General features: G+C 42.7%; 18 protein-coding genes and 1 pseudogene. 5 read left to right on the forward strand and 14 right to left on the reverse strand.

What is annotated here, in order from left to right:
* The first annotated feature begins 496 nt into the window (after positions 1-496).
* A complete protein-coding gene (locus V7K38_RS21740; protein ID WP_334860512.1) occupies positions 497-1360 on the forward strand; it encodes a hypothetical protein in 864 nt (287 codons plus the stop codon).
* Between the two features lie 162 nt (positions 1361-1522).
* Positions 1523-2779 carry a glycoside hydrolase family 10 protein gene (locus V7K38_RS21745; RefSeq protein ID WP_334860676.1) on the forward strand — a complete coding sequence of 419 codons (1257 nt, stop codon included), beginning with the start codon at positions 1523-1525 and terminating at the stop codon, positions 2777-2779.
* Positions 2780-2838: 59 nt separating this feature from the next.
* Here V7K38_RS21745 and V7K38_RS21750 read toward each other — a convergent pair whose 3' ends face one another.
* The 9 genes and pseudogenes from V7K38_RS21750 to V7K38_RS21790 form a co-directional block, all read right to left on the reverse strand.
* Positions 2839-3030, reverse strand: coding sequence for a DUF6887 family protein (locus V7K38_RS21750; RefSeq protein ID WP_334860514.1), 192 nt, complete (start codon positions 3028-3030; stop codon positions 2839-2841).
* On the reverse strand, positions 3027-3203 hold the full coding sequence (locus V7K38_RS21755; protein WP_190942378.1) for a DUF6888 family protein: 177 nt from the start codon (positions 3201-3203) through the stop codon (positions 3027-3029). Before V7K38_RS21755 ends, V7K38_RS21750 begins: the two co-directional genes overlap by 4 nt.
* Positions 3204-3208: 5 nt before the next feature.
* Positions 3209-4690: a site-2 protease family protein gene (locus V7K38_RS21760; protein WP_334860517.1), complete on the reverse strand. Its 1482-nt coding sequence runs from the start codon at positions 4688-4690 to the stop codon at positions 3209-3211.
* A gap of 211 nt (positions 4691-4901) precedes the next feature.
* Positions 4902-5087: a hypothetical protein gene (locus V7K38_RS21765; RefSeq protein ID WP_334860519.1), complete on the reverse strand. Its 186-nt coding sequence runs from the start codon at positions 5085-5087 to the stop codon at positions 4902-4904.
* A 64-nt stretch (positions 5088-5151) separates the two neighbouring features.
* On the reverse strand, positions 5152-7641 hold the full coding sequence (locus V7K38_RS21770; RefSeq protein WP_334860521.1) for an S-layer family protein: 2490 nt from the start codon (positions 7639-7641) through the stop codon (positions 5152-5154).
* Positions 7642-7724: 83 nt separating this feature from the next.
* Complete coding sequence (locus V7K38_RS21775; protein ID WP_442940791.1) at positions 7725-9434, reverse strand: ShlB/FhaC/HecB family hemolysin secretion/activation protein; 1710 nt, start codon at positions 9432-9434, stop codon at positions 7725-7727.
* A gap of 465 nt (positions 9435-9899) precedes the next feature.
* Positions 9900-10115, reverse strand: a pseudogene (locus V7K38_RS21780) (ATP-binding protein); the annotation flags it as partial.
* Between the two features lie 42 nt (positions 10116-10157).
* Positions 10158-11450, reverse strand: a complete 1293-nt coding sequence (locus V7K38_RS21785; RefSeq protein WP_334860527.1) for a dihydroorotase — start codon at positions 11448-11450, stop codon at positions 10158-10160.
* A gap of 184 nt (positions 11451-11634) precedes the next feature.
* Positions 11635-12987 carry a histidine phosphatase family protein gene (locus V7K38_RS21790; RefSeq protein WP_334860529.1) on the reverse strand — a complete coding sequence of 451 codons (1353 nt, stop codon included), beginning with the start codon at positions 12985-12987 and terminating at the stop codon, positions 11635-11637.
* A 416-nt stretch (positions 12988-13403) separates the two neighbouring features.
* Here V7K38_RS21790 and V7K38_RS21795 point away from each other — a divergent pair, with 416 nt between their 5' ends.
* Together V7K38_RS21795 and V7K38_RS21800 are read left to right on the forward strand one after the other, a co-directional pair.
* Positions 13404-13529, forward strand: coding sequence for a hypothetical protein (locus V7K38_RS21795; RefSeq protein ID WP_334860531.1), 126 nt, complete (start codon positions 13404-13406; stop codon positions 13527-13529).
* A gap of 57 nt (positions 13530-13586) precedes the next feature.
* Positions 13587-13859, forward strand: coding sequence for a sensor histidine kinase (locus V7K38_RS21800; protein ID WP_334860533.1), 273 nt, complete (start codon positions 13587-13589; stop codon positions 13857-13859).
* Here V7K38_RS21800 and V7K38_RS21805 read toward each other — a convergent pair.
* The 4 genes from V7K38_RS21805 to V7K38_RS21820 all read right to left on the reverse strand — a co-directional run bounded on the left by V7K38_RS21805 (position 13812) and on the right by V7K38_RS21820 (position 21840).
* Complete coding sequence (locus tag V7K38_RS21805) at positions 13812-15113, reverse strand: hybrid sensor histidine kinase/response regulator (RefSeq protein ID WP_334860535.1); 1302 nt, start codon at positions 15111-15113, stop codon at positions 13812-13814. The two genes, V7K38_RS21800 and V7K38_RS21805, sit on opposite strands and share 48 nt — an antisense overlap.
* Positions 15110-17896, reverse strand: coding sequence for a CHASE2 domain-containing protein (locus tag V7K38_RS21810; protein WP_334860537.1), 2787 nt, complete (start codon positions 17894-17896; stop codon positions 15110-15112). The genes V7K38_RS21805 and V7K38_RS21810 overlap by 4 nt, the downstream gene beginning before the upstream one ends.
* A 101-nt stretch (positions 17897-17997) precedes the next feature.
* Complete coding sequence (locus V7K38_RS21815; RefSeq protein ID WP_334860539.1) at positions 17998-18984, reverse strand: DUF928 domain-containing protein; 987 nt, start codon at positions 18982-18984, stop codon at positions 17998-18000.
* Between the two features lie 309 nt (positions 18985-19293).
* Positions 19294-21840, reverse strand: a complete 2547-nt coding sequence (locus V7K38_RS21820) for a CHAT domain-containing protein (protein WP_334860541.1) — start codon at positions 21838-21840, stop codon at positions 19294-19296.
* 238 nt (positions 21841-22078) lie between these two features.
* On the opposite strand from V7K38_RS21820, the gene V7K38_RS21825 reads away from it, so the two are divergent.
* Entirely contained in the window at positions 22079-22291 is a 213-nt protein-coding gene (locus V7K38_RS21825) for a hypothetical protein (RefSeq protein ID WP_334860543.1), read from the forward strand.
* A gap of 105 nt (positions 22292-22396) precedes the next feature.
* Here V7K38_RS21825 and V7K38_RS21830 read toward each other — a convergent pair whose 3' ends face one another.
* Complete coding sequence (locus tag V7K38_RS21830) at positions 22397-25207, reverse strand: CHAT domain-containing protein (RefSeq protein WP_334860545.1); 2811 nt, start codon at positions 25205-25207, stop codon at positions 22397-22399.
* Between the last annotated feature and the right edge of the window lie 287 nt (positions 25208-25494).

Here is a 25494-nt window from a genome sequence, read left to right on the forward strand (position 1 = left end):
AAGTAGAGTCAAAGTCTCCCAATTATCGGGGGATTTAGAGGGATATAAACTTTTGATACCGACAATAGGGTTTTTCAAACATTCTCTTATATCTTGCTACACGCAGCGTCTCTTAAAGGATGTTTTAAAAGTGGTTGGCTGTAATTTTAGGCACTTGCTGATCCCCCCAACCCCCTTAAAAAGGGGGGCAAAGTCTCTGAAAGTCCCCCTTTTTAAGGGGGATTTAGGGGGATCTAAAACGTTTTGCTACCGACCAGAGGACTTTTAAAACATCCTCTTAGAAAGCTTTTTGAAGCGAGTAAATTTTCATTCATAATTTCTATAAGGAACAAACAATCTGTCCATCAACGTCTGTCTTTATATCTGTTTCAGAAGAAATATACTAAATAAATTAATTCCAACTCGTGAAACTATGGAATTATATATTTTATTGTCTATTAGTGACTAGACTCTATTTATGAGTTATAAAACTCTTGATTAACATTCCTATATTACTATGAAATCCATGCTGAAAAACTACTTTAATAACAATCAAGCACGAATTTTTACTGCTTTGATTTTGACTGGAATTTTGTCTGTTGCTAGTGGTTTAACGCTAATAAAAGATGCTAATGGTGCTTCTGCTAACTTCTGGTTAGAAACAAGCAATGAAGTTCTCAAAGACAATATTAAACCAAGCCGATTGCCACGTCCAGTAGCTAACGCGGTACTGCAAGATGTAGCCCGCAGACAGGGAATTTTAACCAGACAATTGCAAATTACTGATTATAATCAACAGAGTTGGCGCGATGGTTGCTTGGAACTGCCTCAACCTGATGAACTCTGTACCCAAGCGTTAGTTCCTGGCTGGCGGATTGTGGTATCTAATGGCAGACAAAACTGGGTTTATCATACTAATCAAACAGGTTCCGCAGTCAGAGTGAATCAAAAGACTAGCGAAAGTACACTGTCTCCTGTGCAAATTCCAGCCAGCGAGTTACCACCACCGTTAGATAGAGATATAGTATTTCGGCAAATCTCTAGTGGTGGTTTTGCTGGCAGAACCTACGAGACTGTTTTACTCAAAGATGGGCGATTGATTCGTGTGCGGATTGGTGATGCCAACGATTCGGAACGTAGTGTTCGCCGTGTTACTAGGCAACAGGTGCAGCAATTTTTGAGATTTTTAGAACGTTCCAAATTTAGTAAATTCCAGAATCTGAGTTATCCAGCGCCCACTGGTGCTGCTGACTATATCACCTTTACTCTTACAAGCCTTGAGGGTACGGTTCAGTACAACGATATTTCTCTAAATAACCTGCCAAAAGATTTACAAGCAGTAGTCAAAACCTGGAATAAACTCACAGCAACTGCCCAATAATAAACTTCAGTGATGGAATTATAACAATTCGTAATTGCTTGCGAGGGTAATTATAAATTATGAATTAGTAATTAATTAAATAGCGATTGTTTTCAGGCTTACAATCTAAGCGATCGCTATTCCTGCTGATTGTTCATAAGTGGATAATGTCCATAGCAAATGATGAAAAGGTTTGTCAAGTGGTGTGTTGAGTTTCCTTCTTGGTGGAATATTCGCCAAAGTAGATCGGGGTTGTTTGCCCTTATAGTTACCTTGAGTTTGGTAGCTACAGCGATGTTATCGTTGCCCTTAAAAGCTCAAATTATTCCTCAGAGAGCCTCAGCATCTGAGTTAAGAGGGGTATGGTTAACAAATATTGATAGCGATGTCTTGTTTGAGCGCGATCGCCTCAAGGGATCTTTGCAACGCCTTGATGAACTCAATTTTAACACCATATATCCGGCGGTTTGGAATTGGGGATATACATTGTATCCTAGCAAAGTTGCCCAAAAAGTTATCGGGCGATCGCTCGATCCCACTCCCGGATTGCAAGGACGAGATATCCTTAAAGAAATTGTCGATGTGGGACATCAAAAAGGGTTAACAGTGATTCCCTGGTTTGAATTTGGCTTTATGGCACCAGCAGATTCCCTGTTAGCTAAAAATCGTCCCCAATGGCTCACCAGTCGCAGGGATGGAACTCGCATTGTCAAAGATGGGAATGATAATCGCGTTTGGCTAAATCCCTTTCGCCCAGAAGTACAACAATTTATCCAAGATTTAATTGTTGAAATTGTCGGAAACTACAATATCGATGGTATTCAATTTGACGACCATTTTGGCTTACCATCAGAATTAGGATACGATGCTTATACAGTAGCACTTTACAAAAAAGAACACCGTGGTAAAGCTCCCTCCAAAAACTTCAAAGATCCAGAATGGGTGAGTTGGAGAGCTAACAAAATCACCGAGTTTATGAAACGGGTATTTACAGCTATCAAAGCGACTAAAAAAAATTGCCTGGTTTCTGTTGCTCCTAATCCTCAACGTTTTTCTTATGATTTCTTTTTAGCAGACTGGCAGAAATGGGAACGCCTGGGAATTATTGAAGACTTAGTTTTGCAGATATATCGGGATGACTTGAACGTTTTTATCAGCGAATTAGAGTATCCAGAAGTGAAAGTGGCAAAGAGACATATCCCTGTGAGTGTAGGTATTTTGGCTGGGTTGAAAAACCGATCTATACCGATGCAACAAATTCAGACACAAGTCCAAAAAGCACGCGATCGCAATTTTGCTGGAGTCTCTTTCTTTTTCTATGAAAGCCTCTGGAATATGGGCAAAGAAAAACCCCAAGAACGTCAAACGAGCTTTCAGAAAATCTTTCCCACACCAACGGCTTACCCGAATTTGCTAGCCGGTTGGAAACCGTTGAGTTAATTTTCCGGCGTTGCAAATTATGCAACGCCAATTTTACTAATAAACTGTTGATGAACAATTTAACTAGCTTGCTGTCCAAACCGTCTTTGTAAATCAGCCTCCGCTTCCTCAATTGTCATCGGAACTTGTTTTGGAGATTGAGCGCGTCTCCTGTCGATATAGATATGGAACGCTTCATCGTCGTTGCGATGCTCCAAAATATAAGTTCTTAGCTGCTCTAAAGACATTTGTTGAAAGTTAGGTTTTGTCATAACCAAAGAATTTCTCCAGTTGGTGTTACCTCAGCTTCTATTGAATTATTCGCCAAAATATAAACATTTCTGGTGCGCTCGTCTAATCTTACAAGGTCTATTCGTTTATAAACTCTGGTAAGTTGAGCGCATACCCGAATTGCGGATATTGCTTGTTTGGGTGTAGGCTCCATAAACACTATCCTATTCCCAAACGCCCAGCCAAGCCAGGAGTCAGGGGTAGGAGCGTGGTAATCATCAAGAATAGAGCTAAAAGCCCCAAAGCGGCTCTAGCATCATCGGGTTCAGTAACTTCATTCAAGCTGGGGCGTTCTTGATCCCGTTGCAAGAAGAAAATCACGATCGCCCAATACATGGCAAGAGTATTACCGAGAGACACAAGCGCTAGTAAAATTAAAGTTGCGATCGTTGCTCGTCCTGCGGTTTTGCGTCCATAAATCGCCTGAACAATGCGCCCACCATCTAGTTGTCCTGCGGGCATTAAATTCAAAGCGGTAATTATTAATCCCAACCAACCAATTATCACTAGGGGATGAACACTTACCAGGGACGACTGCAACGCCGAACCAAGGACAACTCGCGCCAAGCTTCCCACCAAAATCGACCCTTGGAAAAACTGATTGGGTAATTGAAATAAACTACCTGGGTGGGAAATTAGTAAGCCTGTCACCAGCATTAACAAAGAAACGATACCACCTGCGGCTGGCCCTGCTAAGGCGATATCAAATAATACTTTGCGATTGGGTAACAGAGATTCAAAGCGGGTAATTGCACCAAAGGAACCAATTTGCACAGCCGGCAGAAAGAAGGGCCAGCTAAGGCGAATTTCGTGGCGTTTAGCAAGTAACCAATGACCGATTTCGTGAGCTACTAAAATTGCAAATATCCCAGCACCTATGGGCAAAGCTTCTTGAAATCGTTCTGGATTGCCAAAGAAATCAAAATTCAGCAATAAGCCCGCAGCTTCTAAATTTGTGGCCATGGTTGCTATCAATAGAATACCTGCAAAAGCCTTTTGTGATAATAACATCGGGCGGGGATCATTGCGGCTTGGTAGAACAATCACTACCGGTCTGGCATCTGTATTTTCCACCAAAAACAAGCGATATTGCTCACCAAGGCGTTGCTGTAAACTAGCAGTTAGACGATTGTGAGTTTCTTCTGGTTCTCCCCGCAAATTGCCTTTGAAAATTGCTCCATCTTGGTAGGCGATGGTTTCTGTGGCAAAAAATGTATCGATACCAAAGATACCTTTAATTGCATTTAAGTCTTCTTCTGGTATCGGCGGAATCTCCGCTTTCAGTTCTGCTACTGTTGGTTGTGGGGAATTTGCTTCAACTAAGGAATCAGCAGCGAGTCTTTCTGTTGCACGTTGCTTGAGGATGGTATCTTGCCCAGCAGCGCGTAACTGTCTGCCCAAGTAGATGTACAATCCTGCGGAAGTCACTATTAACAACAATATACCCGCTATATTAATGTAAATCCCTGCGGCAAACAATCCAAAAAACAAGAGCCAGGGAGTCATCAACACCACCGACTGTAACCAGGCTAAGATTCCCAGCTTACCAAAAGGTCTGGCGCGATAAAAGCCCCAGCCCAAAATACCTAAAGCTACCAGTAGGGTTGCTGCCAGGATAGAAGTTTCTGATAAAGTAAACATCTCCAAACCTTTGCTATTGAGAATGAGCCAGAACAAGTCCGGTATTGCAGATACACTTATTAATGTATAACGCCGCTTGTCGTCTGCCCAAATTATGCGGTTTTGCCTAGTGGCTGAACCTCACCCGGCCTATAGCTAAGTTTAGAGACTTCGCTTTCCTTGCTTATTCAATGATGGGCTGCGTAAGATAGACGCAGCCCAGTTTACTACTCTATAGCTTATGAAAGTACTGGTTGTGCTTCAGTTTCTCGGCTTTTTGCTTGAAGACGGTTGGCACTTCTGCGCTAAACGCCTCGCCTGAAACCACTTCTGTTACCTGAGCGATCGCCGCTCGCATCATCCCCGAAGTTAATAACCCACTGGTTAATATAAATAGAAAGGCTACGGCTTTCATCACAAACAAACTTCCTTTTCCTGATTTAAACTTATATCTCTCGTTTAGGCGATGATTGATAACATCATTAACTTTTGGGAACCGCAGCGCAGGTTAATGGTTGTTGCACCTGATTTAGAGATTTATCTGCAATTAATTCAATTTTGCCCTGAGCATTGCGATGCCAAGAAGTGGCTTGGACAAAAACCTCTGGAGATTGGGGTATTTGTGCGGTAACTGCACCAGTATTGCGGTATGCACTCAGATTGCGGATATCAGACCAAGTGCGTAGGGGTAGCCCGTCGTAGACATCGCTCCTCACTTCCTGAGTTGGATTTTGCGGTATTCCACCCCTTCCCGTTGCGACAAAACTACTGCCTTGATTGTCCGCGCAACCTGTAGTAATTTGCTGTGATGGATTGGTTACATTGGTTGGTAGTTCTACTAAGCCCGAATTTGGATCGACTCCGATAGTATTGATTTGGACAGTACCGTTAACCCCAAATTGTGAACTGGCGCTAATATCGTTTTCTGGAGTCAGTTGAGTCCGATATTTTAAACCGAAAATACCTTGAGATGTAATCTCAACATTGCCACCTTTCCCTTGAAAGGCATTAGCAGTAATGTCGCTGTTTTCTAATCCCAAAATAATCGGTGAATTAATCGCTAGATTACCACCGTTACCAGTACCACTAGCAGTTGCTGTGATTGTACTGTTGTGCCGCAAAATCAAGCTATTAGCTTGCAAATTAATATTGCCACCTTCCCCCGATTGGGTAGAGGCGGCAATACCTCCTTGGCGCTCGATTTGAATGGTATCGGCATTAACGAGCAAGTCTCCGGCATTTCCCACCCCATCATTACTAACACTGACCAACGCGCCATCGCTGATGCTTAATTGAGGCGTGTTAATAATGACGTTGCCCGATGCCCCACTCGGCACAGGAGGGAAGTTGAAGCGTTGTTGTAAAGCGGGAGCGATAATCGTGGCAACAGACTCAATGGTGCTGCGGCTGAGAGTACCAGGTACTTTCCCCCGCACCTCAAAGGATTCGGCAGCATTCAGAATCACACTACCCGCGTTGCCTCTGGCCACAGTGAATGAACCGATTCTGCCTCCTGCTTGAACCGTCAAATGTCGAGTATTGAGGGTGAGATTACCAGCGTTACCAGTGCCAAAAGTTACAGAAGAAATGTTACTGGGCAGAAGAGAAGTCGGTTCCACACCAATTACGGAGAGCGTTTCATCAACATTGATCCTCAGATTCCCAGCATTGCCTGTACCTAAAGTTGAAGAGTTAATCGTTCCACCATCCACGAGGGTCAAATAGCCGGTTGAGAGTGCGATCGCCCCTGCCGCTCCTACCCCGTATGTATTGCTAGAAATGATGCTTTCGGCAAAAGTCTGTGGCGAAAGCCCGTTAATCTCCGTAAAGTCTATAGCTTTGACAGTAATCATGCCACTGCTACCCGCACTATATGTATCAGACCGAATCTCTCCTCCAACCTTTAGACTCAACCGTGGAGACTCAACCACAATCGCACCACCCTCAGATGCTCCCAACTGAGTCGTCCGTAACCCAGTTGAAACGCTGCCATCGGGAGTAGTACCCAGAATTTGGAATGACTCTGTTGCCCGGACTTGAATGCCACCACCCGGTTGCAAGCCGAAGCTTTGAATCAACAGAATGGAGCCATCCTTCATGCTGATATTTGCCCCTTGCACCTGGATACGACCGCCGCCAATGCCGCTAGCATCTAGCATCGACTGCTGCGAAAGTTGGATATCTCGAAAGCTCTCTACCCCGCCATAGTCGAAATCCCAGCCTTGAGAGCTAGGAGTCAGACCGACCCGGCCAGCCCCGACACTAGCGATCGCTACCTGTCCTTGTTCTGCTGTGAGTGTCCCACCCGTCAAGCCAATATTGCCACCAATCAAAGCCAGGGTTTGACCCGGTTGGACTTGTAACCCAGTGGGGGTGGCACTTCTGATCGCGGGGAAGTTGGGATCGGGTGTTGTAAGTTGGTGTCCGTTGCCTTGCACAGTAATCGGGGCGGGATTGCTACCCATTTGTAAACCCACAGGTATACTCATAGTCAATAATGGTCTACTGGAAGCATCTACAGCACTAAACTCTGTCCCATCGGCAAACTTAAGACTACTTGCCGTCGTCCCTACAAAGGAGCCGCCAATATTCAATCTGGCATCTTTACCAAACACAATCCCGTTGGGATTGATCAAAAATAAACTTACAGGATTATTACCGTTGAGAGTTTGAATTAATCCTTGAATATCAGAAACATTTCCACCTGTTACCCGACTAAATATATTTGTAATATTTGGCGTATTAGTTAAATTAAATGTTGCCAAAGCGCCAGCAGGTACAGAAAAATTACTGAAGCTATGAAATAAATTATTACCTTTTTCAATCCCGTTAAGAATATTAAAGTTATTCCCGTTTTGGTTGACAATAGTATTTGTTGTGCTATCTGAAGTCACCTGAGCGATCGCCGATCGCATCATCCCTGGAGTTAATAACCCACTTGTTAATATAAATAAAAAGGCTACGGCTTTCATCACCAAAAACTTCCTTTACCTGATTTCAAGTTATAATTCCCATTCCAGGCATAAACGTTATTGTCTTCAACAAATCGCCTTGCTCAAAACGGTGAATAGCGCACCGAGAAATATAGCCCATTTTCTTGGAGCGATCGCTTTTCACCATCTACCGAGATCAGGGGAATACCCCAATCTAGGCGGGCCAGCAAGTCATCACTCTGTTTCCATAACAGCCCTAACCCAGTACTAACAAGGGTACTGGTTGATGGATTTTCGCCGTTGACATTCCAGCCTTTACCCACATCAATGAAGGGTGTCAGTTGCAACACCCCGCCAATTTTAGAAGCGCGGAGAATGGGGACTCGAAATTCTGCGGAAAATAATAGGCCATTATCTGTGAGTAATGCGTCTTGACGATAGCCCCGGACACTTAGTTGTCCACCAAGCCCAAATTGCTCTAAAGGTACTAAGGAATCTGCTGCTAATTGAAAATCGCCTCTGGCTAAAAATAGAGTGTCTGGTGCTAATTGCCGCACCCACTGCGCTTGTCCTCGCCATGCGAAAAAGCGGCTATCTGGTTCATTATTACTAAGATTTGCATCGAACCAATCTACGCCAAAACTAAATTGCGATCGCGCCGCAAAGACATACTGGTTACTTCGCTGGATATATTCTTGAAAAAAGCGCAAAGCTGAAATATTGGTTTTTCCGTTCTCATCTGCACCTGGAGAGAGGCGAAATGGCCCAATATTATCAATACCCAACTCAGTTTGGCTTTCTTGGCGCGAGAATGACAGCCCAATTGCCAACTCTTGGGTTGGTTTTTGCACCAATGGTTGTCGATAGCCTAATTCATAAGATCGACTATTTGACTGAATATCAAGAACCCTAAATGGTTTTTCAATAACGTGGTTCCATCCCTGGCTAAAACTGAAGGATACAGTGCCATTGTGGGCATTAATTGGCAGCGTGTAATTGGCATTAATTGTATTACTGCCATCGGTATTGGCATATCCTACGCTCAGGGTATCACCGAAACCTAATAAATTGGCTTCTTGCAAATCTATTCCCCGGCGAAAACTGCCGACACTAGGTGAGCGCCCATTATCTAGGCTTGCTGTTAGTTTAAAGGTGTCTGCTTCTTGAACCTCAACTTGCAAGACATTAGTTCCCGGATGCACGCCTGTCTGCAATTCGGCTGATAGGTTTTTGATGCGTGGATCGAGACGGAGGAGTTGTAATTTTTCTAGTAAGCGTGGTACATTTAGGGGTTTGCCAGCACCAAGTAGGATGCGATCGCGAATGTATTTACTACTTAATCGTCTATTACCAATGATTTTGATTTCTTGGAGACTACCTTCAATCACCTGAATATTGACTGTTCCAGCTTTCAATGTCTGCGGTGTAATCAATGCTCCTGTAGTCACATAACCGTTATCAGTGTAAAGCTTGGCGATCGCATCTTTGATTTGCAATAATTCTGCGAATGTCACCTCTTTTCCCACAAAGGGATTTGTAATAGCGGCAAATTGTTCTGGTTTGAAAACTGTACTACCAAGAACTTCAATGCGATCGACCCGAAATTTAGCATTAGAGTCATCTTGGCTCGGAATTGACTGATCTGGGATTGTTGGTAAAGGCAGCAATTGATTGCTATCTGTTGGCTTCGGCAACACATTAGCAGGTAAGGGAGTGGCAGGAACTTCTTGTAATCGACTGGGTGGTAAAGTTAAAGTCTCAGGATTAGGTGTTTGGGCATTCGCCTGTTGATAATTACACAATACTGCTGCTAAAACAAACCCAAATGTCAGAGGTCGCAGTTCAGAGATAATACTTAGAGATTTTGTGAATATTTGTTGCGTATAAAATACTGATTTAATACTAGATTTTTCAATAATAACTGGCTTCACTGATACCCTCCTCCTTAAATTTTACTAAAAAAGAATTCAGGAATCAGGAGCGGAGCCGGAAAGTTTTTCTCTATTCTCCGGTCAGAATTCAGTTGGTTATTTCGGTCGAAAAAGCCGATAGCGTAAAGGTAACAAGTCCGTGAGCATCTGAATTAAAGGGTTGAAGACCCATACTAGATAGGCTGATTTAGTGACCTTGTATTTTGACCGGAGGCGGAGCGTCTCTGGCTCCGCTCCTGTTAGCGGATAGCTAAGGTTTAGCCCATTCTGACCTCTGAATTCTTTTTCAACTAGTTGATCCCTGATACCTGAGTGTAACGAGCGATATATCATTATTTATAATGGCTATATTTTTTACAACTATCATCAGAGAAAATACTGGTTTTTATTGGTTATTTCTAAGTCTGAGTGAGAATTCGTAAGGGTAGAATTCACATTCAAAGTTCCACCATACTTTTCTACAAAAATAGAATTAGCGATCGCTAATTCTAATCCCTTTGCTTTACCAACACCTTTAGTAGTAAACAAGTGGTCAAATATTTTTTCTTTGACTGATTCGCTCATTCCCACCGTACTATCAGCATTGCCCGTGAGTTGCAAAATGCAAAACGAAATACAATTTTTTCAACACCAAGTTTGCACAACATGACCTTTCAATTGTTGTCCTAACCAAGGTGTATTTTGTGAAAGTGTAGAGAGATTTTTTCGTTCGACTTTCCAGATTTGCTCGGGGTCAAATAAAGTAAGTTCTGCTGGTTGATGAGGTAGAATCGCACTGACTTTTTGCCCTAAACACTCTGCTGGACTGCTACTCAATGCCCGCCATAACTCTAAAGCTGTAAATTCTTCAGTTTCAACCAGATATTGCCACAGCAAAGGTAATGCTAACTCTAAACCAATAGCTCCTGGAGGCGCTTCGGCAAAGGCTTGGACTTTTTCTTCGTAGCTGTAGGGTGTATGATCGATGGCGATCGCATCTATAACCCCTGCACGTACCCCCGCACGCAACGCCGCCATATCACTGGGATTGCCTAAAGGCGGGTCTAAATGCAAGCTAGTGTTATAACTCTTAACTGCTTTTGTATCAAGTAAAAGGTGCATCCAAGTGGTGCTGGCGGTGATGGGTAAACCAGCAGCTTTGGCTGAGGCGATTAATTCCACGCTGCGAGATGTGGAGACGCGCATGATATGGACTGGTGTACCGATGGTTGCAACCAATTCAAGCATAGCTGCGATCGCAGTAGTTTCGGCACTGGCGGGTATGGGTGGTAAACCAAAACGCAGAGCATCTACCCCTTCTCTCATTACACCATTTGCTGTTAACTGGCGATCGCTAGGCCAAAATGCGACTGGTTTACCCAACGGCTGGAGATACTCTAACACTCGGCGCACTAGTGCCAAATTTTCAAAAGGTTTACCATCGCTAAAACCAATAACTCCAGCAGATGCCAAATCTGCTAATTCCGTCATTTGCTTCCCAGCAACATCTAGGGTGATAGCGCCCCAGATATGAAGTAGAGGAAGGGGAGAAGTAGGGGGAGACAAATTAATTTTCTTCTTCCTTATTTCCACACCTCTTTTCTGCTGTAACTGTGCCACAAGTGCAGGATTATCAATAGCTGGGGATGTATCGGGTAAAATGCTAACTCTGGTAAAGCCGCCAGCAGCAGCAGATTTTAAAAGAGACAACACGGTTTCTCGTTCTTCAAATCCCGGTTCACCGGAGTGGCTATACAAATCCACTAACCCAGGCCCAAGAACAAATCCCTGGCAATCTCTAATTTGAGTATCGGAATGAATATCAGCAATGTGCGAAGCTACTTCTTTAATATAATCATCAGCAATCAGCACATCAAAGAGTTCGTCGATTTGAGAAACTGGATCAATCACCCGTACTTTTTGCAGCAGTTCAGCCATAAAACTTTTTAGTTAGGAGTTAAGAATAAAGTTAGGAATTAGGAGTAATAAGTTATGAGTTAGGAGTTATCAGTTATTTGTTCCTCCCTCATCATTTTGAACTTTATTCATCACTTATATTTTTCACTCCTAACTTGACTTTTAACTCCTGTACAGACGCAATTAATCGTGTCTCCTAAGTTTTTTACAATGCTCCTGCTGCTGTTTTATCTAGTACGCCTCCACCGAAGTGAGTGGTGATATTCATCGCTTGTAATACTGGTAAACCATCGATTCCAGAAGGGTAATCGATAACGCTGACTGCGCCATTCCCCTGACGAAAATTCCAGAAATTTTCTAGCGATAAACCTAGAATGTGACAAAGTAGAGTTTTATTAGTAGCATCATGAGCTACCACTAATACAGTTTTAAATTGATTAGTTAATGCTGCTTCCACAATTGATTGCCAAGCTGCAACGCTGCGTTCCCACACCTCTTGCAAATTTTCCCCTTCAGGCATTTGCACTTCGGCCGGCACTAACCGCCAGCGCTGCAACTCTCCGGGAAACTCTTGTTCTATCTCTGTTTCTAATTTCCCTTCCCAGAGTCCGTGGCTGATTTCTCTTAAACCATCTTGCAAATCTAACTTTACATGAGGATGCTGCTTTAAAATAATCTCTGCTGTTTCTTTAGGGCGCAGCATGGTGCTACTGCAAGCATTATCAATCGCAACCTCTTGAAGAAATTCGCCTGCTTTTTGCGATTGTTGTCTCCCGTTGTCATTGAGGGGAACATCAATTTGCCCTTGAAACCTAGTTTGGCGATTCCAGTCGGTTTCACCATGACGCACTAGCAACAACCGTACTCCTTGATGATCCGGTCGCAATGAGGGTAAAGTCTCTCCAGTGTGTTGCGTCTGATTTAATGATTCTAGCTGGACTGGTTCGCCCAATCCCCCAGAAAAATTAAGTACGCTGATGCCACAGTTAGATTGCTGGATTGAATGGTAGCGACTTGCAGGGATTCCCAAGGCTGTGCTAATCAGGGCGCGATTAATGCCGTTATGTCCCACTATCAGAATAGTTTCGCCTTGATGGTGAGACAAACTTTCTTGCCAAAACTGCCGCGCTTGTTCGTATAAAGCAAGAACAGGAAAATGTTCTCTTGTCCCTTGTGCATCATTTAGCAGCATCCGCAGTTCGTCGGGACGTTGATGCCAAGTGCGGTAGTCTTCGGCAAATTTTTGCTTAACTTCAGCAGTTAGCAGTGCTTCCCATAAAGGGAGGTCGATTTCTAGCAGTAAATCAGAAACTTGAATTACAGCAGATTGTTCGGAATGAGTTGCTAACTCACTATGGATAATATCTGCTGTGTGTTTTGCTCGTTGCAGGGGACTGCTATAAATAGCATTAAATACAATATTGCTGAGGGCTTTGCCAGCTTTAATGGCATCGTTACGACCTTTCTCGGTTAATGTTGACGCATCAGTGCGTCCCTGAATACGCCGTTCGGTGTTATAACCACTTTGACCGTGGCGCACAATGATGACACGAGTCATCTCCAAGCCCTCCTGTATCTAGACGATTAATTTTACTGCAAAATGATTGCAGAATTACGGACTCAGGAAGGCGGATTTAGTTAAAAGGGCGGTTATGAACCGCAAATATACACGCAAAAGCTATCTTTGGGGGTTTTAAACTCTCAATTTTCCTTACAAACCATTGACAAAGTAAATCTTTTTTTGTTTAATAGTGCCTTAATTGTGGTATAAGCAATTCATGTATAGGCAAAGCGGCTTCCCGCAGGGTATTGCCCCTACTTAAAGTCCTGTCTCATAATAAATGTTTCCAAGCAAGAGTGAAGACTTAACAGTATTTTCAACAGAATGAAACTGCTTCTTCAACCCTCATCACTACAATCGGATTCAACCACAATAATTCCACGGAGACTGAAGCATTAGATTTAGCAACAGTGATGAAAGCTTCTCATGCACTGGCTGGAGAAATTGAGTTAGAAAAGCTGTTGACAACCCTGATGCAGGTTGTAATCGAAAATGCTGGGGCTGAAAAATCAGTCCTTCTGCTGCTTCAAGAGGATTGATCATTCACTACTGAATATACACTAACAAAAATCCCCACGATTCAAATTCTTACCAAAATGACTGATGCTGATATAATAAATATTCAAATTGCGGATAATGGAGTTGGAATGTCTGAAGAGGTAAAACAGCGCCTATTTGACCCCTTTTTTACAACAAAACCGATTGGCACAGGAATAGGCTTAAGATTATCGATTAGTCACTCTATTGTCGAAAAACATGGGGGACGATTAAGTGTAATATCCGAACCGGGAAAAGGAGCGGAGTTTTCTCTTTCTATCCCCTTAAATTCCCAAAGTAATAATAAACTTTGTCCCCTGTCCAGAAGTTGACAAACATTGGATTTGTCCATCGTGTTTATCGATAATAATTTGGTAACTGATGGCTAATCCTAGCCCGGTTCCCTTACCCACAGCCTTAGTTGTAAAAGATGGTTCAAAAATTCTAGCTTGCACTTCAGGAGGCATACCAAAAGCATTATCTTCGATGCAAATTGAAACAGTTTTTTCCTGAGGCTGCACTGATGTAGCGATCGTGATGGTGTAAGGTGTAGCAGCAATCTTCTGAACTGAGCCGTTTTGATAGAGGTCATCAAATGCATCAATAGCATTAGCGATAAGATTCATAAATACCTGGTTCAGTTGTCCAGGATAGCAAGTAATTGGAGGTAAATTACCATATTCTTTCACAACCTCGATTTTCGAGCGTTTTCCTTGGTCTTGCAATCGATGTTTTAAGAGCATTAAGGTACTATCAATTCCTTCGTGAATCTGAAACTCTACCATAGATGAAATATCAGAGCGAGCAAAGGTTCTGAGAGAAAGGCTGATGTCCTTAAGACGACCAATTCCCTGGTGCATTGATGCCAAAATGTTTGGTAAATCTTCAATCAAATACTCTAAATCAATCTCTTTAACAAGTTCTACAATTTCTGGATCTGAATGTGGTAGCTTTTGCTGTTGGAGATTTACCAAACGCAGGAGATCCTTGACATATTCCTCAATATGAGAGCAATTTCCACTAATAAAACCAATTGGGTTGTTAATCTCATGACCTATCCCTGCAATCATTTGTCCAAGGGTAGACATTTTCTCACTCTGGATTAGTTGTAGTTGAGTGTTTTGTAACTGTTGCAGAGATTGAGTTAATTCTCCGGTGCGTTCTTGTACTCTTTGTTCGAGGGTACGAGTCAGATGGGAGATTTTTAGATGTAACTTTAATCGAGCAATGACTTCTTCCTGTTGGAAGGGTTTGGTAATATAGTCAACTGCACCAATTTCCAGTCCTTTCACTTTGTCTGTGGCATCGGTTAAGGCAGTCATAAAAATGACTGGAATATTCTGAGTAATGGAATTAGCTTTCAATCTGCGACAAGTTTCAAATCCATCAATACCCGGCATCATGATATCCAGGAGAATCAGATCGGGAACAGCGTATTCTGTTTGTTCGATGGCGGATTCTCCATCGGTTGCCACGAGTGTTTTCCAGCCACAGCCCTGAATCGCTTCTGATAGCACTTTCAGATTGTTGGGATTGTCATCTACCAAAAGAATATACATTGGCTTCAAGAGGGGTTCGAGCATCATTGACGTGACTCAGTTATTACAAAAGATTTAAGGAACTTACGGATTTTTCCGGTTTGGAAGTTGGCAGTAAATTGGCTCAACTCATTTGCGAAAGGAGTTAGCTGATCTTGCTTAATTAACTCTTTTATAATTCCCTCAATTGCCTGAATATCTCCCATCATTGCCAGATGATAAAGCTGTTGTAAAACATCCTGTGATGGTAAAACCAATTCAGCATCAGCTTTCTGTTCAAGCTGGTAAGATGGCTTCTGAGGTGTGGATTGAGCATAAATCCACTCCAGTTTTAGCAGTAATCTCAGTGCATTAAATAATTCATTAATTTGCAGAGGTTTCGGTAAGAATGCTGTAGCCCCTGCCTGAAAACTCCGTTGCCGATTTTCCTCAAAGACGCTGGCACTAGAGACAATAATTGGAATAGAACAAGTTTGTGGATTTTCTTGTAAGTGAACCATGAATTCAAAGCCATCCATATTAGGCATAGCTAAATCAAGCACGATCACATCTGGGTGATGTTCAGTTACCATCTGTAACCCATGTTTGCCGTCACTTGCTTTCAGGGTTCGACAGCCAATTCCTTCAAGCAAACTAGTCAACATAGAACAGTGGTTAGCATCATCATCGATAATGAGAATTTCAGGTGCAGTACCCCGAATTCCGGTGATTTTCTGATGAGTTGGGGTTGCTGCTACGTCCGTTGTCGGTATCGTTTGTATCTGCCAGTCATGGGAAACTGGTACTGGTAGCATTAAATCTAGCCAAAAGAGACTACCTTCACCCAGATGACTCTGTACTTGAATTTGGCTGCCCATCAATGCCGCAATTCTTTGACTGATTGCCAATCCTAAGCCAGCACCTTCAGATTTCCGCCCTGCTTCACCTACTTGCTCAAAAGCCAAAAAGATTTTCTTTAGTTGGTTTGGTGACATCCCAATACCTGTATCTTCAATCTGGAAGCGAATTTTCTGGTGTGTCATTTGTTGAGACTCTTGACTAATGACTTCGACTTTGAAAGTGACGCTACCGTTATCTGTAAATTTGATCGCATTACCGAGTAAGTTGATCAAAACTTGCCTTAGTCGCTTTTCATCCACTTCAATAGCAACTGGTAGGCGATCGCTGATTAAGATATTAAGTGCAATCCCTTTTTGTTTGGCTCGGATACTGCAAATTTCGGTGATACCATGTAAAAAACTGGTCAGACGTACATTAGTTGCAAACAATTCTAATTTCCGAGCTTCAATTTTTGAAAGGTCGAGAATGTCATTGACTAGCATCAGGAGGTGTGTCCCACATTGGTGAATAATGCTGACACCTTCGAGATTTTTCTCTGTCATGTTTGGCGATACTTGTAGCACCTGGGCAAAACCAAGGATGCCATTAAGTGGTGTACGTAGTTCATGGCTCATATTGGCCAGAAACTCGCTCTTTGCTTCGTTAGCAGCATCAGCAGCTTGCTTGGCCTCAAGCAGTTCATGAGTTCGCTCTTTAACTTTGGACTCCAGAGTTTTGGAATAATCTAATAGTTGAGCGTTGGCAATTTCTAGTTGCTGATTTGCTGCCTCTAACTGCCTCTGTTTATAGGCATTTGTCGTTGCAATCACACTGCTGATGAATGCGGCTAAAGTGGGAGTGACTGGAATCAGAATGCCATGTAAAAACATTTCATAGCCACCTCCCACAAACACGCCACTGATGGCAATAGTTGCCCAGAGAATTTTGCCACCAGGAATCCGCAGTTTGCGACTGGATAAGAACCAACTACCACTAGAACCGATCGCAGACGATAAAATAATCCAGAGGGACACAGCGAAGCCAGAAACGCCGTGCAGATTTGTCTCCCCTGTTTTTGCCCCTTGCACCAGTTGAAGGGCAATATTGGCATGGACAACAACCCCTGGCATCTGTTTTTGGGCTGACATCCAGGAGGAACTGAAGGGTGTGTTGAAGAAGTCATTGGTACTAGCGGCGGTTGAGCCGATAAACACCATGCGATCGCGCATTAGATTGGCTGGAATTCGCCCTGCTAAGACATCGCGCATGGCAACTGTCCGAAATGCCGCATCTGTTCCATGCCAATTGAGCAAAATTTGATAGCCGCCTAGATCAGCATCAAAGTAGCCTGCTTCTTGATTATTTAGTGGTAAGTAAATTGCCTTACCCAATTGAAACTTTTGTTGCTTAGGGTCAATATTTTTTAAACTAATATTGTCGGATTCTAAGTACTTGAGCGCGACAACAGTTGCCAGCCCAGCTTTGAGCGTGTCTTGCTCTTTGGCATCAGTTGCCGTTAGGAGAGCGCGACGGACAAAGCGATCGCCATCCAAGACTAAATCTGCTAATCCGACTTGATCGAGTTTCTTCAAATCTGGTGGCGGATTGACACGCTCTCCAGTGATTTTCTCAACGCCGATTAAATTAGGAGTGCTGCGGAAAATTTTTACAAGTTCTTCATGTCCGCTTCCCTCTGGTAAATCTCGATAGAGATCCAAGCCAATGGCTCTGGGCTGCTGCGCCCGAATCTTTTCTAGTAATTTTGCTAACGCCCAATCTGGAATTGGCCATTTCCTTACCGATTGGATATCGCGCTCATCGATTGTGACAATCACAATTTCATTAGCGATCGTATTGAGCGATCGCTGACGAACCCATTCATCACGAATTTCCCATTCAAGTAAATTGAAAAATCCCAACGATTGCCCGACAATGACAGTCAAAGCAACAGTGGGAGTAATAATCAAAACGCTACGAGTGTGTTGGATGAAAGTCTGGAATCTTCGCCACATGGTGACTGGGGATTAGGGACTGGGGATTAGGGGCTGGGGATTGGGGAGTAGAGGGAAAATAATCAATGCCCAATGCCCCATGCCCCATGCCTAAATTGCTATTAGTTCACAGATACTAATAACGGAACTGTGACAATTTCCTTCAAGCTAACTGAAGAGAGGAGTTCTTCCCATTGTTTGGTAAGAGTCACATTGGTAGGTTGAGCGCTGTGTAGGGCTGCAAGTGTTTCCACACAGTCATACCAAACGCCATGTTTACCAAAAGCCATCGCCTGCTTCAGAGCATCTTTTTGCTGCATTGCTGTTGCCAGTTCAGCATTAGGCTGGATGCGTTGAATCCAACCATCGACATAAGGCGTATTTGGACTTAGCTGGCCATCAAGTTTGACAGCTAGGAACCAATGGTAGTTTTTCCCAACTACTAAAGCGGGTGCATCAGCTGGTAATTTGACAGCCATTACTCCAGCTTTGAGAGCAATAGGAATGGTGATTTGATACTGTGTATTACCAACTTCATCCTTGAGGCTAAACACAGCTTCTTCTGCATTAGAAGCTGGGAGATATACCAGAATTGTGGGACGTTCAGACACTGTTGTGCCATAGAAGTCTTGGGGTAGGAGTGCGATTATGGCTGCTGGGCCTGCTGCACTTACAGTTGAAGGATTTAAGTCGTAACTACCAACCGGAGAAGCTCCTCCAGATGCTTGTCTAGGAGCGCTTTTGCCTGCACTAGGTGTAAATAGATCGCCTCTAGAAGCTCCTCCAGTTGCTTGTCTGGGAGCGCTTTTACCTGCACTAGGTGTAAAAAGGTCGCCTCTAGAAGCTCCCCCAGCTGCTTGGCTGGGAGCGCTTTTGCCAGAAGTAGGTGTAAACAGACTACCACGGGAAGCTCCTCCAGTTGCTTGGCTGGGAGCGCTTTTGCCAGAAGTAGGGATAAAGAAATTTCCACGGGAAGCCCCCCCAGTGGCTTGGCTGGGAGCGCCATTGTTAATGGGTGGGGTAAATGTAACAGCATGGGCTGTGTTCAATGTACTACTAGTGAGCAGAGCAATGAAGCTCAATGCACTAGCCAAATATCGACGTTTCATAACGTAGCACCTCATTGGAAAAAAGTAATACTAAATACATTGATTCTGATTGTGGGAAAAAGTTGGATAAATCTTTTCAGCTAAGAGTCAAAGGCTTTAAGACATACTAGAAATATAAACGAAAACCGACTTTAATTCCGTAAAAATTCGTGCGATTTACTAATATTTTACTGAGTAATATTACGCAAAAGAAAGATGTAGGAGGGAAAGCGAAGATCGCGGTTTAATATCATGTCCAGTTAATCACTTATGATTAACGCATCTGTACAAAAATCGGAAAAGCCCCCTGCTTCCTGCCTCCTGCCTCCTTCACAGCCAGTTACCAACCAAAACGAAGGCAGACCAAAAGAAAGGATCGTGAAAATCAGTTTGGCGAATTAAGTTGATTTGAGCTTGCCGCAGTGCCTCAGCTTTAGTAATGTTGGGCTGTCGTAGTTGATCATAGAAGCGCGTCATCAGCATCTCGGCTGCTTTATCTTTGACAGGCCAGAGAGTGGCAATGGTTGAGCGGGCACCAGATTTGACAGCCAAGCCTGCTAGTCCAAGAACGGCGCGATCGTCGCCTGCTGCCGTATCACAGGCACTCAGTACTAGCAACTCAATTGCTTTGGAAGATTCGCCACCCCGATTTTTGAGAAGTTCTGACAATTCCTGAACGTTAACTTTTCCATCCCAAGTCAGTAGGAAGGTATCTTCAAGGCGGGAGCTAAACTGTCCGTGGGTTGCGAGATGGACAATATCGGCGCTACTAGATTTGATGCGATCGCCAAGGGCTTGACTAGTGAATTGCTCATTGAGCAACATCGAAGATCGGACTGCCTTCGAGATTTGCTTAACCTCTAATTCTACAGCAGGCAAAGCACTGAAGCCATTACGAGATTGGCTGATACCACCGACGATCGCATTAATTTTGTTTTGCTTTAGCGATCGCGCAGCTAGCAATTTCATTCCCGGTGAGAGAGCAACAGCATACTTCTCAATCAGATATTGCTTACCGTCATACAAAGCGGCTATAGGAATATTACGTAATCGACCATCCAAAACAAATACTAGTGTTTGGGTATCTTTAAAAGCTCCATCCATTTCGGCAGGACGAATTAACCAACTATAAATTTCTTGAGACAAGCGATCGCGCTCTTTAGAATCTGAGACAGGATTGAAGCCAACTAATAATTTTTCTAAAGTTTGTTCGATGTCAGCAATAGATTTTTGTGTCACATAGTAACGCAACGGTTGCCCGGTTTTAGAAAGGATTACTGCTAGGCGATCTGGCAAGATAATCGGATAAATAACAGTTGCATTGGGGTCAATTTTGTCAATCTGCTGAGATATATCTAAACAAGCTTCCCGGAAAAAGTTATCGAGTTCTGCAACTTGCAGTCCCTCAATCAAGTCACGAGCTTCCATCAGTTCTGCTTGACTGGGTTGCCGATCTAGGAGTAAACCTACAAGTTCTCGGTAAACAGGCTCCACACTTTCACGGAAGGAGAACTGAACATCGAGGTTGACGGAAACTAAATCTCCCCTGATTGACTTTAAAGCTCTGACTGCTTCAGTATAAGCAGCGATCGCTTCAGGGCGATCGCCCTGTTCTTTATACAACTGTCCCACCTGCCAAGCAGATTGAGCAATGATATCCTCAGCTTGGAGTTGACGCGCAATTTTGAGGGATTTCTGACTTAACTCCTGTGCTTGTGATAACTGCTGTGTCTGACGATAGAGTTTTCCCCACTGATAGAGTGCGTAAGCTTCTGCTTGAGCATCTTGGATTTGTTGGGCAGACTTGACTGTGACTGCCATCAGTTGCGCTAGGTCTTTGAGTGGTATGATTTGCTTAGAATTTGACTGCCCATTCAGTGAGGCAACAAAATTGATCGCTGCGTAGAGAGAACTGTGACTTGGGGGTAGTTCTCCAAGTTGTTGTAGTAGTTGAGGTGCGAGTGGGGTAGCCAACTCAAGCTTGTCGTAGTTGAGAAAAAGCTTAAACTTAGCTAAACGTGCCTCTAAACGATCGCTTGGATTTGTAGTTAACTTTTCTGCTTGTTCAAAGTAATCTAATGCCGCCCCTGGATCTTTTAAGTGTACGGCGGTTTCTCCTAAGCTTAGGAGAATGGAACTCAATTGAGGTGTAGTTTCAATTTTGCGAGCGATCGCTAAACTTTGCTCTAACACCTCTTGACTCTTGCCATCGCCAATCATCAGCAGGGCTAAACCAAGTGATTGCAGTCCACTAACTTTAATTTCTGAATCAGGCATTCCTGCTAAATTTTGATTTAACGCCTCCAACTGCTGTTTAGAACGACGATAAAATCCCAAACTTTGTAAAGCTTGTGCTTGGTTAATTTGACTACCCAAGCTACCCATTTTGTCACTTGCTTGCTCATAATATTTTTGAGCTTGTTGCCAATTTTCCAGAGCAATTTCGGCTTTACCATTGTGCAATTGCAAGTTTGCTTGGGTATTGAGTACCTGCGCCCAGAGAATTGCATCAGCAGAGGGAATAGAGGTTTGCAATAGTTTCAAGCTTTGTTCAATCGACTCTTCGGCTGCTTTCCATTGGTTAAGTTCCTGTTGTGCTAGTGAAAGGTAACTTAAGCTAAGGGCTTCGTTCAGACGATCGCCTTGAGTATTGTACTGTTGTGCTGCTGTTTGCCAAATCATCACCGCTTCTGCAAAGCGTCCTGAACGGTAGAGGTTTCGTCCTTGTTCTATCTGGTTAGTGGATGCTGAAGCATTCAGAGTAGATGCCAATACTTGCACAGATGCTCTAACAGGTGTAATGGTTACTACCAAACATAAACTCAAGATACTCAGATTGATATATAGGCATCGACGTTGTTTGATTAGTAAAGCCATAAATAATTAAGGAGAGTCACACCACTCACTTAAATATTGCCCAACTAATCATCTAATCTATCAGTCTAAGAGGTTGTTTGAAAAGTCCTCTTGTCGGTATCAAAAAGTTCTAGATCCCCCTAAATCCACGCCACATGCTCCAAGTCGGCAGAGCCGCCCAACGCAGTGGCTCCCCTTAAGAAGAGGGACTTTGATTCCGTTTCCCCCCTTTTTAAGGGGGGTTAGGGGGGATCGCTAAGTGCCTAAAATCACAGCGAAATACTTGTTCATTCAACCTCTAAGCTTCCACTACTCAGTATTTGTTGAGCGATCGCTTTCGGGAGTTATAGCATATCCGCATAAGTTAGTTATGATTTACACAGTCATCGCACAATACAGTTCAGATAAGACCAAAACACTTGTAGAGACGGCGATTTATCGCGTCTTAAAAACCCAAAGTTTTTACCAATAGCCCTAAACTGAACCGTATTGAGTCATCGCGCCCCAATTTGAATTAAAGATAGTTGTAAATGATCTGGTTGAGCCGCGATTAACTCAATTTACAAATTAGTTAGTATCAAAGCCAATTACCGATCGCAATCATTGGGGCCCAGTAAGCAGGATTTTCATAAGATGGTGATGATTTTTGAGCATGAATCATCTTAATTTGGGCTTTTTGCAATGCTTCTGCAATACTCATGCCACTGTTGCGATAATTGGTGTAAAACGCTTTGATTAGTTCGGATGTCGATTCATCTGTGACATTCCACAAAGATGCGATCGCACTTTTAACCCCAACTTGCAATGCAACTCCAGCTAATCCTAGTGTGGCACGATCGTCGCCAACTGCGGTTTCACATGCTGTCAATGTGAGTAGTTCGACACTATCCGATTTGCTGCTGAGGTTTCGCAGTGAGTTTTCTAATTGACTGATGGTAAGTTTTTGGTTTTTGCCTGTGACAATAAAGGTGTCTTCAGGAATGATCCCGAATTGAGCATGACTGGCTATGTGAACAATAGGATATCTGCTTTTGTCAAGGGTTTTCTGAAAACTTTCAGGGAAAAAGTTTTCATCCATGAGTTCCGTATGATTAGGAAATATACTTTTAATTGCATTAACTTCATCAGAAACAGCAGAAAGTGCATCAAAAGTCTTGCCGTCGATTGTGGCTTTTTCTGTTAAACCCAAAATTAACGCCTTTTGCCTCCTGCGATCGCTAGCTTTGGGTGTGCTAAGTCGTAAACTGGGTGTTGTAGCGATCGCGTAGGTTTCAACTAAATATTTGTATTGTTTGCTGTCATAAAGTGCTGCCATTGGAACACTACGCAAAAATCCATCCTGAATAAACACCAGGGTTTTGATTTTCTCCGGTTTGAGATCCTCGGCAAAGGGGCGAATTATCCAATCATAAAGTTGTGCCGCAGTTGTTGTATTGTACTTAAATTCTTCTTTTCCTTTAACTAGTCCTGTGCGAAACTCGGTAATTTTTTCCTCTAGGGTATCGCTACTAACTATTTTTTTTGTACCTTCTTGGTTGGGATCTTCAATCCACTTAAATTTAGTTGCCTGATTGGGTAACTGCAATAATATCCCAGTTTTGCCATCTAATATTATGGAACTCAAAAACCCAGTATTCTGAAACGCTACACTATTATCTTGGAGGAGTTCTTCTACCTGTTTGGGATTTAAGGCACTTAAAATGCAATCGTTGCCAAAATAATTCTGTAATTCTGCGAGTTTTAAGGCATCAATGGTGTTAACTACTTTCGATAGTTCCTTGGCGCGTTGTTTATCTGTGTAGACGTAGCCCGTCGCAGATATCGCACCAACTTCTAACAAATCGAGCCGCGACTGGGCCAAGGTACGGTACAATGGTCGCACAACATCGCGCAAGTCAAACTGGACATTTCGTTCAGCCGTTAAAATATCGCTGCGGATATCTTCTAGAGTATCAAATGCTCGTTGATAGGATGCGATCGCTTCTTCTTTTCGATTTTGTTTATCTAAAATACGTCCTGCTTGCCATTCCCACAAATACAAGCTATCTTTTGCACTCAATTTATTGTCTGCTGCAAGAATAGCAGTTTGGGTATATTTTAAGGCTTTTTCATTATCGGCTCTGCATTCCCAGAAATGACCTAAAGCACCATTAGAATAAGAAATTAGGCGATTATCTTGTAATTTTTTACTTGTTAATATTGAGTTGTTAAGCAAATTAAATGCTTCGTTATTACCAGATAAAACCACTTGAGTTGGACAGTAGGTAAAGGGCGAAGTTCCTTTAGCATCACGCTGTAAGTATGCTAAATCAATTGCCCCATAGACTTTTGTGGCTGAATCGGGTAAGCTTTCAAGAATTTTCAAAGCATCTTCAAGGGTTTTGTTAAACTCTCGGCCGTTAATAAATTTGCTCTTATTAGTCTGAGAAACTAACTGAATTAAATTTAATAATCCTCGCATTTCTGCTAAAGTATCTTTATGGTCGTTGGCAAGTTTTGCACTTTTGTCAAAATACTGATAAGCTTGGTTATAGTCTTCTACAGACTGTTGAGTAAATTCATTTTCTTTACTAGAAATACCAGCCTTGTTTGCAGAATCAGCTTGTAACTCTCGTAATTGAGCGCGGCTTTTGTAGGCATTACCTAAACTATTTAGCACTAAAAATTCCGAAGCTGGATCGAGTTTTTCTGCTTCATGCAAATATTGAATTGCTTGGTTGTAATCACCCATTAAGCGATATGCTTCACCGAGAATTCCCAAAGCTGCAACTTGATCGGTTTTATCGTTGTATTTAGTGGCAATTTGTGCAGCACTTTCTGGAGTGCATTCTATGCTTTTTGACTTATCTACCAGTTTGCCACACAAAAGTGCGATCGCTTTCCGGGGTTGTCCCAAATTGCTGTAAACTTGGGCAAGTTCAGACTTCATTCGTCCCACCTGCTGCATATTCTCTACCGCGCCATAGTCACGAATTGCTGCTAATAGGGATGCGATCGCCTCTTTATTGTCTCCTATTTCTTGGTAGGCGCGCGCCAAATTTTCATTTACAATCGCAGTAGAGTCTGGATTATTGCTATCCTGATTTAATGCCTCTTGCCAATATTTGATCGCATTAAAAAAATTTCCCGCTTCATAAGCTTTAACTCCTTGTTCAACTAGTGCAGTGGCATTTGGAGGTTGTGCAGATACGACTTGTCCAAACACAATACATATTAGTAATGTAGTCAAAAACGATACTTTAATCAGTCTTAGATGTCGATTTGGTTTTTGGTATTGCTGAGTAAAAAAATAAACTAGTTTCTTGTAGAGGTTCCCAACCATCAACAACATCTGTATCCACCGACGTGCGGATAAAAATATTTTAAGATATTTATTCTTGGCTTTCATATTTCTACACCTAGATAAAATATTTATCGAAACAGAATTCACAATAATATTCGTATTGAAAAAGCGGATAGCGCAGCGTCTCGTAGAGAAGCTGGGCATAGCCCATTCTGACTTCTAAATTCTTCTTCAATTAGCTTTTATTGTTTAAGTTACCAAAAATTAGCAGAAAAAACTGAAATTTCTAAAAATGTACAGTTTTATGCAATTTATCTAAAACAGCAATTATGATTCTAGAAGATTAAAGTCTACCAAATTTTTGTCAAAAATCAAATAGGAGTACTATATAG

It is taken from the genome of Nostoc sp. (assembly GCF_036917465.1).
Taxonomy (GTDB): domain Bacteria; phylum Cyanobacteriota; class Cyanobacteriia; order Cyanobacteriales; family Nostocaceae; genus Nostoc.